The following is a 12,678-nucleotide window of genomic DNA, read 5'->3' on the forward strand; positions in this document are numbered from 1 at the left end:
GGCCTGGAGGCCCGTGGAGCGCGGGCGGGAATGCTTGCGCCAGACGGTCGGTTCCGTATGATGTTCATGCAAACGCATCGAAAGCCGGGAGCCATCATGACCACCATCGCCGTCGTCTCCGCCGGACTGTCCGACCCCAGCTCGACCCGCCTGCTCGCCGACCGCCTCGGCGGCGCTGCGGCCGAGGCGCTCCTCGCGGACGGCACCACCGCCACGGTCGAGCACGTCGAGCTCCGACCCATCGCGCACGAGATCGTGGACGCGATGCTGACCGGCTTCGCCGCGCCGGCCCTCGCAGCCGCGATCGCCACCGTGGTCGAGGCGGACGCGGTCGTGTTCGTCACGCCGGTCTTCACCGCGGGGGTCAGCGGGCTCGCGAAGTCGTTCCTCGACGTGATCGACAAGGACGCCCTCGCCGACATGCCCGTGCTCCTCGGCGCCACCGGAGGCACCGCACGGCACTCGCTCGCGATCGAGCACGCACTCCGTCCGGTGTTCGCCTACCTCCGCGCCGCCGCGGTGCCGACCGGGGTGTTCGCCGCGACCGACGACTGGGGGACCGAGGGCGACGCCGCAGCGCTCGAGGGACGCATCCGCCGTGCCGGCGCCGATCTCGCGTGGGCCGTCCGGTCCTCCCGCCGGGTGCCGCAGCAGGCCGACGCGCTCCCCGCGACGCCGGACTTCGCCGCGATGCTCGGCAGCCTGGGGCACTGACCGCGCTGCTGCTCTTACCGGGCTCCGAGCGTTCGCCCGGGATCGGTGCAGTCGGCTCCCGGGTGGTCCATCGGCCGGCCCGCCAGCCTCGTACCGAGACGAGGAGGAACGATGGGCAGCAACGGCAGGAAGTGGACGACGAGCTCGCTCGTGAGCCTGGGCGGGCTGGTGGTCGCGATGGTGACCGGCGCCGGCCTCTGGGTCGGGCACGAGCAGGGGACGACGAGCACCGACACGAGCACGAGCACGAGCGGGAGCAGCGACAGCAGCAGCACGAACGGCGACAGCGGCACGAGCAGCAGCGGCAGCAGCTCGTCCGGCGTCACCCAGGGCAGCCAGAACTCGTCCTCCGACGCCACGACGACGGGCTCCTGATGCGCGCTGCCACCGAGTGGGAGCTCTGGACCACCACCGCCCGCGTCGTCGTCGACCACCGCGACCGACGCCACCTCGCCGCCGCCGAGGCCTGCGTCCGCGAGATCACCGACGCCGTCGACCTCGCCTGCAGCCGCTTCCGAGAGGACTCCGAACTCGTCGCCCGCGCTGCCGAGCTCGGGCGCGGAACGGAGGTGTCGCCGCTCCTCGCGACCCTCGTGCACCAGGCCCTCGACGCCGCGCGACTGACCGACGGCGACGTGGACCCGACGCTCGGCAACCGGATGGTGTCGCTCGGCTACGACGCGGCGTTCCACCGCCACGGTGGCACGCTCGCCGACGACGGAGCGGGCGCCCCGGAACCCGCGGTCGTCGCGGCTGCGCTCGACACGCGCCCCGCGTGGCAGCGCATCCTGCTCAGCGGCTCCTTCCTCCGGGTGCCGGCCGGCGTCCGCCTCGACCTCGGCGCGACCGCCAAGGCCGCCGCCGCCGACATGGCCGCCGCGAGCATCACCGCCCGCCTCGGCATCGGAGCGCTCGTGTCGCTCGGCGGTGACGTCGCGACGGCGGGCCCGGACCCGTCCGGCGGCTGGCAGGTCCGGGTGCAGGACCTCGACACGGACCCGGTCGACCACGTCCGTGTCGCGTCGGGCTGGTCGATCGCGACGTCGAGCACGCAGAAGCGCCGGTGGGAGCAGGACGGGCACGCGCGGCACCACATCCTCGATCCGCGCTGGGGGCTCCCCGCCGAGCCGGTCTGGCGGTCGGTCACCGTGGTGGCACCGTCCTGCGCGACGGCGAACACGCTCTCGACCGCCGCGGTCGTCCGGGGTCGGCGTGCGCCGGAGATGCTCCGCACCAGCGGTCACGCAGCACGGCTCGTCAGCGCGTCCGGCGAGGTACTCCGGCTCGGCGGCTGGCCCGTCGAGGACGGACTGCAGGGCGCAGGACGCGCAGCCTGACCTCGCACCGTCGGCCCGCCGCGCGGAGCCAGCGCCGGCGACCGCCCCGGGCCGCGCCCGCAGCGCGGAGCCAGCGCCGGCGACCGCTCCGGGCCCCGCCCGCAGCGTGGCCGCCCACCGGACGGGAGGCCCGTGGCGGCGCCGCCACGCGCCTCCAGGCCGGATCACGGTCGCGTCAGTACCAGTGCGGGTTGACGCTCATCTCGTGGTTCCAGGCGCCGCACGGCGACCCGTAGGCGTCGTGGATGTACGCGAGGCCCCAGTTGATCTGCGTGGCGGCGTTCGTCCGCCAGTCGGCACCGGCGACCGCCATCTTGTCGGCGGGGAGCGCCTGCGGGATCCCGTACGCACCACTCGAGACGTTGAGGGCGTTCGCCCGCCAACCGGACTCCTGCGTCCACAGCGACACCAGGCAGCCCATCTGGTCCGACCCCCAACCGTAGGCGCCGATCGCACTCCGGGCGTACGCCTGGGCGCCCGCCGGGTCGACGACCACGCCGCCGGTGCTCGGGTAGTTCGTGCCCGACCCGCCGCTCGTGCTGCCGCCCCCGCTGCTGCTGCCGCTCGTGGCGGGGCCGGTGTTCGCCGCCTCCGCTGCCTGCTGCTCACGCTGCCGCTCGGCCGCTTCCTCGCGCCGGCGCTGCTGCTCGGCCTTCTGCGCCGCGACCTGGAGGCCGAGCTGGTAGCCGCGCTCCTCCGACGCGGTGGTGTCCTGCAGCGACGCGAGCTGGGCGTAGAGCTCGTCGCTGTGCTGCTGGGTGTCGTCGACCGCGGCATCCGCGGCCTCCTGTGCCGACTTCGCGTCGGCGGCCTTCGCCTCGGCGGCGGACGCGAGGTCGGCCCGCTCGTCCTCGGCACGCTGCGCCTGCTCGTGCAGCGACGACGCGGTCTTCGCGGCGACGGACGCGTCGTCCATCACGCCGGCCCACGTCGACGAGAGCTGGTCGAGCGCGCCGAGCTGGTAGAGCAGCTGGCCCGGGTCCTTCGTGGTCGCGATGCGCGTGGACATCTGGTCGGTCGCACCGTCCCGGTACAGGTTGGCCGCGAGCTGCCCGGCGCGCTGCTGCGCCCGCTCGGCGGTCGCCGAGGCGCTGTCCGCCTGAGACTGGAGGCTCGTGGCGGTCTGGGTGGCCGTCGCCAGGGCCGCGTCGGCCCGGTCGGCGGCCTCGGAGGCGGTGATCGCCGCGGCGGACTTCGCTGCGGCGTCGGCCTGCACCTGGTGCAGGGCCGTCTGCACACGGTCGACCTCGGCCTTCTTGGCCTGCTCGTTGCCCTTCGCGCGCTGGACGTCCTGCCACGTCGGGTAGGTCGTCGCGCTCGCCGGGGCCGCGGTCACGATGGGGGCGACGAGCACGCCCGCGACCACGGCGGCCACGACGAACCCTCGCCCGGAGAGGGGGAGGCGCATGGTCCGTACGCTAGCGGCCACGCGCGGGTTCCTCGTGCGCCTCGCCCGCGGATCGCCTGAGGACTGGTAAAGTCCTGTTCGTCCGGGGACCGTTCCCCGGCACGCGACCGGGATCGAACCCGGTCGTCACACAAACACTGCGCAGACCGGGCACGGAGCTGGTCATCGGTGGTGGCTCGCGGGCCGACAAGGTGTCCCGAGTGCTTCTACTGCTGGCCAGACATGCGTCCCGACACCTCGGCGCGCACGCACCGTCGTGTGCCGTCGCCGGGTCTGCCGAGAACACGTCAAGGAGGCACCCTTTTGGAGGGTCCCGAGATCAAGTTCGCCGAAGCCGTCATCGACAACGGCAAGTTCGGCAAGCGCGTCGTCCGGTTCGAGACCGGCCGCCTCGCACAGCAGGCGCAGGGCGCGGTCGCCGCGTACCTCGACGAGGAGACCATGCTCCTCTCGGCCACGAGCGCCGGCAAGCACCCGCGGGAGGGCTTCGACTTCTTCCCGCTGACGGTCGACGTCGAGGAGCGCTCGTACGCCGCGGGCAAGATCCCCGGCTCGTTCTTCCGCCGTGAGGGCCGCCCCTCGACCGAGGCGATCCTCGTCTGCCGCCTCATCGACCGGCCGCTGCGCCCGTCGTTCGTCGACGGCCTCCGCAACGAGGTCCAGATCGTCATCACCGTCCTGAGCATCGCGCCGGACGAGTTCTACGACGCGCTCGCGATCAACGCGGCGTCCGCGTCGACGCAGATCTCCGGTCTGCCCTTCTCCGGCCCGATCGCCGGTGTGCGCCTCGCGCTCATCGACGGCCAGTGGGTCGCGTTCCCGAAGGCGTCGCAGCTCGCGGACGCCGTGTTCGACCTCACCGTCGCCGGCCGTGTCGTCACGGACGAGGCGGGCAACGAGGACGTCGCGATCATGATGGTCGAGGCCGAGGCCACCGAGCACAGCTGGGACCTCATCCAGGGCGGCGCCACCAAGCCCGACGAGGCCGTCGTCGCGCAGGGCCTCGAGGCGGCGAAGCCGTTCCTCAAGGTCCTCGTCGAGGCGCAGGCGAAGATGGCCGCGCAGTCGGCCAAGGAGATCCAAGACTACCCGGTCTTCCCGCCGTACGCCCCCGAGGTCTACGACGCGGTCGAGGCGATCGCCCTCGACGAGCTCAAGGACGTCTACCAGATCGCCGGCAAGCTCGAGCGTCAGGACAAGGACGACGCCCTCAAGGCCCGCGTCAAGGAGGCCGTCGCCGCCAAGGTCGAAGCCGGCGAGCTCCCCGAGAGCGCCAACGGCCAGGTCAGCGCCGCCTACAAGTCGGTCACGAAGAAGGTCGTCCGCGGCCGCATCCTGACCGAGCAGGTCCGCATGGACGGCCGCGGCCTCGCCGACATCCGTCCGCTCGACGCCGAGGTCGCCGTCATCCCGCGCGTCCACGGCTCGGCGATCTTCCAGCGCGGCGAGACGCAGATCCTCGGCGTCACCACGCTGAACATGCTCAAGATGGAGCAGCAGATCGACTCGCTGTCGCCCGTCACGAAGAAGCGCTACCTGCACCACTACAACTTCCCGCCCTACTCGACCGGTGAGACCGGCCGCGTGGGTTCGCCGAAGCGTCGCGAGATCGGGCACGGCTTCCTCGCCGAGCGCGCCCTCGTGCCGGTGCTGCCGTCGCGCGAGGAGTTCCCCTACGCGATCCGTCAGGTGTCCGAGGCCCTCGGCTCCAACGGTTCGACGTCGATGGGCTCCGTCTGCGCCTCGACCCTGTCGCTCCTCAACGCCGGTGTGCCGCTCAAGGCCCCGGTCGCGGGCATCGCGATGGGCCTCGTCTCCGACACCGTCGACGGCCAGACCCGCTACGCGGCGCTGACCGACATCCTCGGTGCCGAGGACGCCCTCGGCGACATGGACTTCAAGGTCGCCGGCACCTCGGACTTCGTCACGGCGATCCAGCTCGACACGAAGCTCGACGGCATCCCCTCGTCGGTCCTCGACGCTGCGCTCAAGCAGGCCAAGGAGGCGCGCTCCGCGATCCTCGGTGTGCTGAACGAGGCCATCGACGCCCCCGACGAGATGGCCGACACCGCGCCCCGCGTGATCTCGGTGCAGATCCCCGTCGACAAGATCGGCGAGCTGATCGGCCCGAAGGGCAAGACGATCAACGGGATCCAGGACGAGACCGGCGCCGACATCTCGATCGAGGACGACGGCACCGTGTACATCGGCGCCGTCGACGGTCCGTCGGCCGAGGCCGCTCGTGCCCAGGTCAACGCCATCGCGAACCCGACGAACCCGGAGATCGGGGACCAGTTCCTCGGCACGGTCGTCAAGATCGCGACGTTCGGTGCGTTCGTGTCGCTGCTCCCGGGCCGCGACGGTCTGCTCCACGTCTCCGAGGTCCGCAAGCTCGCCGGTGGCAAGCGCGTGGAGAACGTCGAGGACGTGCTCGGCGTCGGCCAGAAGATCCTGGTCGAGGTCACCAAGGTGGACGACCGCGGCAAGCTGTCGCTCGCGCCGGTCATCGCCGACGACGTGGACACCGAGGGTGGCAAGGGTCACGAGACCCACGCCGAGGCTCCCGCCGAGGGCTGATCCTCCCGCGTCCCGACGTACGAACGGCCGCCGCTCCTGACCGGAGCGGCGGCCGTTCGCCGTTCGTGGTGCAGCGCCGCCGTTCGTCGGGCAGCGCCGTTGTCCCGGCCAGCCGAGTCTCGGCCGTGCGGACGGTTCCGCGGCGCGGAAGCCACGGAAGTGTCCGCGGAGCGGAGACTCGGGCCGACTCCCGGTTGCTGGCCGGTGGCCCGACTAAGCGGCGGGGGTCTCCTGCGTGCCGACGAGCTGGGCGCGGCCGAGCAGGTGCTCGCGGAGCAGGAACCCGACGACGGCCGGGGTGGCGTCCGCGGGCGCCTCGAGGACGGGCACGTCCAGCGCGCTGAGCGTGAAGAAGTACCGGTGGGCGCCGTGCCCTGCGGGCGGGGCCGCCCCGAGGAAGGTGTCGGTGCCGTACTCGTTGCGGCGCCGCAGGGCCTCCGCGGGCAGCAGCGCGTCGTCGGTCCCGGCGCCGCGCTCGAGCGAGTGCGTGCCGGCGGGGATGTCGGTCACCGCCCAGTGCCAGAACCCCGAGCCCGTGGGGGCGTCGGGGTCGTACACGGTCAGGACGTAGCTCCGGGTGCCCTCCGGCTCACCGGACCACTCGAGTGCGGGGGAGCGGTCCTCGCCACCGGCGTCCGAGCCACGGGCCCAGTCGGGCAGCGCGCCGCCCTCGGTGAAGTCGGGGCTCGTGAGCTCGAAGGAGGGGACCTCGGGCAGCTTCCAGTTCGGGTCGTTCGTCATGCCGCCAGCAAACACCCGTGTGCTCGGGGTGCGCCGAGCCGGACGTGCGTGACGTGCCGGACCCGCACCGTGCCTCCAGGCCGGGGTCGGTGCTGCCGAGGCGACAGCAGCTGCCGGTCCGTGCTGCGGAAGCGACATCGTGCTGCGGGGCAGTGCGGCGAACTGTCGCTTTCGCGGAAGTGCCAGCGACGACGGCGGAGCGAGCCACGACAGCGCCGCCAGCGACAACGGCGGAGCCAGCGCCAGGTCGGCGCCGTCAGCGCGTCAGGCGGCGAGCACCCGCTCGACCACGCGCCCGAGTGCAGCCGTGGCGGCGATCGCGTCACCCGCGTACGCACCGGCCATGGCGCCGTCGCGCGCGAGCATCAACTCGTCCGCGCCGTCACCGGCGAGCGGGTGCCCGGCGGCCTGCAGGAGCGAGGCGAGCCGGTCCGTGTACCAGTCGCGGTGCATGGCGACGACCTCACGCACGGGGTCGCGAGGGTCGTGGTACTCGGCGGCGGCGTTGAGGAACGCGCAGCCGCGGAAGTCGACGTGGTCCACCTGCGCGGAGACGGCGGCGACCCAGGTGCGGATCGCGTCGGCGGGCGAGGCGGCCCCGTCGACGATGGCCTCGAACTTCGACACCACCGCGTCGTGCTGGGCGCGGATGTAGGCGAGGATCAGGTTGTCCTTCGACCCGTAGTGCTTGTAGAACGTCGCCTTCGTGACGCTGGCCTCGGAGATCAGGCGGTCGACGCCGACGTTCCGGATGCCCTCCTCGTAGAAGAGCCGCGTGGCGGTCTCGAGGATGCGGACCTTCGCGCCGCCGGTGCGGGGAGCCGGGGGGACGCTCGACCCGCCCGGCGACGCGAGGTCATCGCTCGGACCCAGGAGACGCTGGACGGCCGGTTGGGGGGAATCGACCGTCACAGCGTGGCTCCTTGGGCTCATCGGCTCCGTGACCGATCGGGGGGAGACGGTCACGCAGGACTGATGTCCCGAGCCACCGGATCGGAATCTAGGGGGGCTTTCGATCCGGTAACAGAACGATAGCACAAGGAGGACAGACAGACGAGTCGGTCTGTCCTCAATTTGTGTACCCCAGTTCGAGGCACGTCGTGAACCGCGGCGAAACTGGGGGGGAAGCCTGTCGGCGGTCAGTAGGCTCGTCTCCGATGAGTCACCCTGTGCCGTTGCCACTGGAGGCCCCGGACACGTCGTTCCTGACGTCCGGAGGCGCCTTCGTCCGCCGATCCGTCCTGCCCTCCGGTGTCCGCGTCCTCACCGAGGCGGTGCCCGGCGCTGCCTCGACGAGCATCGGCTTCTGGGTCGGGGTCGGCTCGCGTGACGAGCGCGAAGGCCAGTTCGGCTCCACCCACTTCCTCGAGCACCTCCTGTTCAAGGGCACCGACACCCGCAGCGCGCTCGACATCGCGATCGCGTTCGACTCCGTGGGCGGCGAGCACAACGCCGCGACGGCCAAGGAGTACACGTGCTACTACGCACGGGTCCGGGACGCCGACGTCCCGATGGCCGTGCAGGTGATCGGCGACATGGTCACCGGGTCGGTCCTCGACCCCGAGGCCTTCGACGTCGAGCGCGGCGTCATCCTCGAGGAACTCGCGATGGCGGCCGACGACCCCGCCGACGTCGCGGGCGAGGCCTTCTTCGCCGCGGCCTTCGACGGGCACCCCCTCGGCCGGCCGATCGGCGGCACCCCGGACAGCATCCGCGCCGTGCAGCGCGACGAGGTGCTCGCCCACTACCGCGAGCACTACGCGCCGAACGGCATCGTCGTCACCGCCGCCGGGGCCGTCGACCACGACCGCTTCCGCGACCTCGTGGCCTCTGTGTTCCAGCACGCCGAACGGTCCGCACCGCTCGCCCGCAGGACGCCGCAGCCCGTCGCCGACCCGGCCGTGCCGAAGCTCTCGGTCGTGCACCGTCCGACCGAGCAGGTCAGCATGCTGCGTGGGTCGCAGGGGCTCGACCTCCGTGACGAACGGCGCCCGACGCTCAGCGTGCTCAACGCCGTCCTCGGCGGCGGGATGAGCTCCCGGCTCTTCCAGGAGGTCCGGGAGCGCCGCGGCCTCGCCTACGCCGTGTCGTCCTTCGCGCCCGCCTACCTCGACAACGGTGCGTTCGGCGTCTACGCGGGCTGCGCGCCCGACAACGTGCCGGGTGTGGTCGAGATCGTCGACCAGGAGTTCGCCCGGATGGTGTCCGACGGCATCACCGACGACGAGCTCCGGCGGGCGAAGGGCCAGATCGAGGGGGCGCTGACCCTGTCGCTCGAGGACTCCGACGCCCGCATGACCCGCCTCGGGCGCTCCGAGCTCGGCACGGGGGAGTACACCGACCTCGCCACGGCGCTCGAGCGTGTCGACCGCGTCAGCCGCACGGACGTCCAGGAACTCGCGGCGGACCTCCTGACCCGCCCGATGATCACCTCGGTGGTCGGCGCCGTGCGCCGGGAGGACCTCGAGACGGCGATCAGCACCGGGGGTTGAGCATCGACATGTCGCACTACCTGTACCTGGTCCGGCACGGTGAACACCAGGACGCCGAGCACGGACTCCGCGACGGCAAGCTGTCCGAGCGCGGCAAGCGTCAGGCGACCCTCGTCGCCGATCGCCTCGGGGGCGTCCCGTTCGACGGCGTGTACCACTCGCCGCTCGAGGCCCCGAGCGAGACCGCGGCGTTCATCGCGCAGCGCCTGCCGTCGATCCAGCCCGAGCCGTCGACGCTCCTCTTCGACTGCATCCCCTCCGGACCCACCCCGGACATGCCGCACGCCTACCATGGCTGGTACGGCGGCATCACCGAGGAGGAGATCGTCGCCGGCCAGGCCCAGATGGGCGACGCCGTGGCCGAGTGGTTCACGCCGGCGCGCGAGGACCGGCACGACCTCCTCATCACGCACAACGCCGTGATCGGTTGGTTCGTGCGCGAGGCCTTCCAGGCACCGGAGTGGCGGTGGATGGGCACCAACGTGGCGCACACCGCCCTCACGATCATCCGCATCCGCTCGGCGAAGCCCGCCGAGGTCGTCACGCTGAACGACCTGGCGCACCTGCCGGTCGAGTTCCGGACCGGCCTGCCGGTGGACCAGCCCGTCTGATCGCGGCTCCGGCGGGTCGCGTCCGTCGCGCACCACCCCGGCCTGGAGGCACAGGTCGCGTCAGCGGACCGGCTTCCGGTACCAGGCGGTCGCGTTGGGGTTCTCGTTGAACGGTTCGGTGCGCTCGTAGCCGCGGCTGCGGTACATCGCGCCGGCCGCGGCGAGCGAGTCGTTCGTGTCGAGCACGATGCTGGTCGCACCGAACGTCACGGCCTGCTGCTCCAGGGCGTCCATGACCGCCGTGGCGACCCCGCGCCCGCGGCCGCCCGGCGCGACGAACACGTGCTTCACCTCGAAGCGGACGTCCACGGTGGCGGCCGCGGTGCCCGCTCCGCCGTCGAGCACGCCGTCGGGGATACGTCGCAACCCGCCGCACCCGACCGGCACGCCGTCGTCGTACGCGACCACGAACACACCGTTCGGCGGCACGAACTCGGCTGCCGGCGTCCGCTTCCGTGCGTACGCCCCCTGCGCGGCCGGGAACGTGCGCTCCCGCTCGTCGAGGTACGCGTCGAGGAGTGCGTCCACCTCGGGCAGGTCGGCCGGCACGGTCCTGACGTCGACGGTCATGCCCCGATCCTAGGATGGAGGGCATGGTCACTCCCGTCGCCGTCGTCGGCGCCACCGGTCGGCTCGGGGCCCTCGTGGCCTCGGTGGTCGAGGAACTGCCGGACTTCGAGCTCGTCGCCCGCCTCTCCTCCAGGGACGGGGCGCACGAGGCCCCGCCGTCGGTGTTCCAGGGCGCCGAGCTGGTCGTCGACGTCACGGTCCCGGCGCTCAGCCCGGCGATCGTCGACAACGCGCTCGCCGGCGGTGCGAACGTGCTCGTCGGGACCTCGGGGTGGTCGCAGGACCGACTCGCCAAGCTCCGTGCCGGACTCGAGGCCCGACCGGACCAGGGCGTCCTCGTCGTCCCGAACTTCTCGATCGGCTCCGTGCTCGGCACCCACCTCGCGACGATCGCGGCACCGTGGTTCCCCGCCGTCGAGATCGTCGAGACCCACCACGCCGGCAAGGTGGACTCGCCGTCCGGCACCGCCGTCCGGACCGCGGAACTCATCGCCGACGCCCGCCGCGAGGTCGGGCCGGTCGACGCACCCCACGTCGACCAGCGCGCCCGCGGGCAGCAGGTCGCGAGCATCCCGATCCACTCCCTGCGCCTGCCGGGGATCAAGGCCGTGCAGGACGTCCTGCTGAGCGGCCCGGGGGAGACCCTGACCATCCGGCACGACACGAACGACGACGTCGCCTACGTCGCCGGGATCCGTGCCGCGCTCTCCGCGGTCGGGGCGGTGCGGGGCCTCACCGTGGGGCTCGGCAGCATCCTCGGCATCGGCTGAGGCGGACCTCGTGCGTTCCGCTCTGCGCTCACCGTTCTGGGGCGCCGCGCTCATGGCGGTGCTGCTCGTGCTCTACATCGTGCTCGTCGGGCAGCGTGCGGTCGCGTTCATCGCCACCGGGGTGCCGGTCGGGATCGGCATCGGCATCGCGCTCTTCGTCGTCGCGGTGATCGGCGCCCTCCTGCTCGTCCTCGAGCTCCGCTTCGGCTTCCGCATCACCCGGCTCGGCGCCCGGTTGGAAGCCGAGGGCGGTGCTCCGGACGACGTCGTCGAGGTCCGACCCTCCGGCCGACCGACCCGCGAGGCCGCGGACGCACTCTTCCCGCGCTACAAGGAGGCGGTCGAGCAGGACCCGTCGGACTGGCGGGGCTGGTACCGCCTCGGTGTCGTCTACGACGCCGCCGGCGACCGCAAGCGGGCGCGCGCAGCGATGCGCGAAGCGCTCACCAGAGCACGCCACTGACTGCCTGGAGGCACGGGGCGGGCCCGCCCCGTGCCTCCAGGCCCGTCACCCGGTCGCGTTCAGAACGCGGCGTCCACCGCGTCCTCGGCGCGCGTGTACCGGAAGGCGTAACCGGACTCGAGGAGCTTCGTCGGGACCATCTGCTGGCTCGACAGGAGCATCTCGTCCGCTGCCTCGCGGAGGACGAGCCGCAGCGCGAACTCGGGCATCCGGAAGAGGTAGGGGCGGTGCAGGTCCTCCGCGACGCGGTGCGTGATGCGGTCGGACACGGCGGGCTCCGGACCCGCGAGGTTCACCGGGCCCGAGACCCCGGCGGCGTCGGGGTTCGTGGCGAGGTGGACGATCGCACCGACCTCGTCGTCGAGGGCGATCCACGGCCAGAACTGGCCGCCCGTGCCGAGCCTGCCGCCGAGCCCCGCCTTCGTGAGCGGGACGAGCGGGGCCAGCGCGCCACCGCCCTGCCCGACGACGATGCCGGTGCGGAGCGTCACGACGCGGACGCCGTCCGGGGCCGCGTTCGCCGCACCCTCCCACGCCGTGCAGACCTCTGCGAGGAAGCCCGTGCCGGCGGCCGCGTCGTCTTCGAGCACGTCGGACGGACGGTCGCCGTAGACGCCGGACGCGGAGCCGGACAGGAAGAGCGCCGGCGGGTTCGTCGCGTGCCGCATCGCCTCGACCAGCGTCTCGGTGGCGGACACCCGCGACCGCAGGATCTCCTGCTTGTACGACGCCGTCCACGGCAGCTTGCCGATGTTCGCGCCGGCGAGGTTCACCACGACGTCAGCGCCGTCGAGCACCGCGGGGTCGAGCGGCCGCGACCCGGGCGCCCAGCGGAACTCGGCGGGGGAGTGCGGCTCGCGCCGCACGAGCGTGGAGACGCGGTGCCCGGCGTCGCGCAGTGCGCGGACCAGCGGTGTGCCGATGAAGCCGGACGCGCCGGCGACCACGATCGAGAGGGGCTGGGGAGTGGTGTCGGGCATGCCCACAACGCTACT

Annotated in this window: 13 protein-coding genes; 8 read left to right on the plus strand and 5 right to left on the minus strand. The window is 72.7% G+C overall.

The window, feature by feature from the left end; all coding sequences use genetic code 11:
- Positions 1-96 precede the first annotated feature (96 nt).
- The 3 genes from ABC270_RS07450 to ABC270_RS07460 all read left to right on the plus strand — a co-directional run bounded on the left by ABC270_RS07450 (position 97) and on the right by ABC270_RS07460 (position 2,051).
- Positions 97-714: a CE1759 family FMN reductase gene (locus ABC270_RS07450; protein ID WP_412880193.1), complete on the plus strand. Its 618-nt coding sequence runs from the start codon at positions 97-99 to the stop codon at positions 712-714.
- A 111-nt stretch (positions 715-825) separates the two neighbouring features.
- Positions 826-1,089 (plus strand): hypothetical protein, encoded by a 264-nt coding sequence (locus tag ABC270_RS07455; protein ID WP_412880194.1) that lies wholly within the window; start codon positions 826-828, stop codon positions 1,087-1,089.
- Entirely contained in the window at positions 1,089-2,051 is a 963-nt protein-coding gene (locus tag ABC270_RS07460; RefSeq protein ID WP_412880195.1) for an FAD:protein FMN transferase, read from the plus strand. Before ABC270_RS07455 ends, ABC270_RS07460 begins: the two co-directional genes overlap by 1 nt.
- Positions 2,052-2,226: 175 nt before the next feature.
- On the opposite strand, the gene ABC270_RS07465 is transcribed toward ABC270_RS07460, so the two are convergent.
- Positions 2,227-3,459: a coiled-coil domain-containing protein gene (locus ABC270_RS07465; RefSeq protein ID WP_412880196.1), complete on the minus strand. Its 1,233-nt coding sequence runs from the start codon at positions 3,457-3,459 to the stop codon at positions 2,227-2,229.
- A gap of 303 nt (positions 3,460-3,762) precedes the next feature.
- Here ABC270_RS07465 and ABC270_RS07470 point away from each other — a divergent pair, with 303 nt between their 5' ends.
- Entirely contained in the window at positions 3,763-6,036 is a 2,274-nt protein-coding gene (locus tag ABC270_RS07470; RefSeq protein ID WP_412880197.1) for a polyribonucleotide nucleotidyltransferase, read from the plus strand.
- A gap of 213 nt (positions 6,037-6,249) precedes the next feature.
- On the opposite strand, the gene ABC270_RS07475 is transcribed toward ABC270_RS07470, so the two are convergent.
- Together ABC270_RS07475 and ABC270_RS07480 are read right to left on the minus strand one after the other, a co-directional pair.
- Positions 6,250-6,777, minus strand: a complete 528-nt coding sequence (locus ABC270_RS07475; protein WP_412880198.1) for a YbhB/YbcL family Raf kinase inhibitor-like protein — start codon at positions 6,775-6,777, stop codon at positions 6,250-6,252.
- Positions 6,778-7,041: 264 nt separating this feature from the next.
- Positions 7,042-7,689 (minus strand): TetR/AcrR family transcriptional regulator, encoded by a 648-nt coding sequence (locus tag ABC270_RS07480; protein ID WP_412880199.1) that lies wholly within the window; start codon positions 7,687-7,689, stop codon positions 7,042-7,044.
- Positions 7,690-7,934: 245 nt separating this feature from the next.
- Here ABC270_RS07480 and ABC270_RS07485 point away from each other — a divergent pair, with 245 nt between their 5' ends.
- Positions 7,935-9,269 (plus strand): M16 family metallopeptidase, encoded by a 1,335-nt coding sequence (locus tag ABC270_RS07485; protein WP_412880200.1) that lies wholly within the window; start codon positions 7,935-7,937, stop codon positions 9,267-9,269.
- Between the two features lie 8 nt (positions 9,270-9,277).
- Positions 9,278-9,880 carry a histidine phosphatase family protein gene (locus ABC270_RS07490; RefSeq protein ID WP_412882053.1) on the plus strand — a complete coding sequence of 201 codons (603 nt, stop codon included), beginning with the start codon at positions 9,278-9,280 and terminating at the stop codon, positions 9,878-9,880.
- Between the two features lie 60 nt (positions 9,881-9,940).
- Here the strand turns inward: ABC270_RS07490 and ABC270_RS07495 are convergent, their stop codons facing one another.
- Positions 9,941-10,450 carry a GNAT family N-acetyltransferase gene (locus tag ABC270_RS07495; protein ID WP_412880201.1) on the minus strand — a complete coding sequence of 170 codons (510 nt, stop codon included), beginning with the start codon at positions 10,448-10,450 and terminating at the stop codon, positions 9,941-9,943.
- 23 nt (positions 10,451-10,473) lie between these two features.
- On the opposite strand from ABC270_RS07495, the gene ABC270_RS07500 reads away from it, so the two are divergent.
- Both ABC270_RS07500 and ABC270_RS07505 read left to right on the plus strand, forming a co-directional pair.
- Positions 10,474-11,220: a 4-hydroxy-tetrahydrodipicolinate reductase gene (locus tag ABC270_RS07500; RefSeq protein WP_412880202.1), complete on the plus strand. Its 747-nt coding sequence runs from the start codon at positions 10,474-10,476 to the stop codon at positions 11,218-11,220.
- A gap of 52 nt (positions 11,221-11,272) precedes the next feature.
- Entirely contained in the window at positions 11,273-11,683 is a 411-nt protein-coding gene (locus tag ABC270_RS07505; RefSeq protein ID WP_412882054.1) for a tetratricopeptide repeat protein, read from the plus strand.
- Positions 11,684-11,742: 59 nt separating this feature from the next.
- Here ABC270_RS07505 and ABC270_RS07510 read toward each other — a convergent pair whose 3' ends face one another.
- Positions 11,743-12,663, minus strand: a complete 921-nt coding sequence (locus ABC270_RS07510) for a TIGR01777 family oxidoreductase (protein ID WP_412880203.1) — start codon at positions 12,661-12,663, stop codon at positions 11,743-11,745.
- Positions 12,664-12,678: the final 15 nt, after the last annotated feature.

This window comes from Curtobacterium phoenicis, from assembly GCF_047238015.1.
In the GTDB taxonomy this organism is placed as follows: domain Bacteria; phylum Actinomycetota; class Actinomycetes; order Actinomycetales; family Microbacteriaceae; genus Curtobacterium.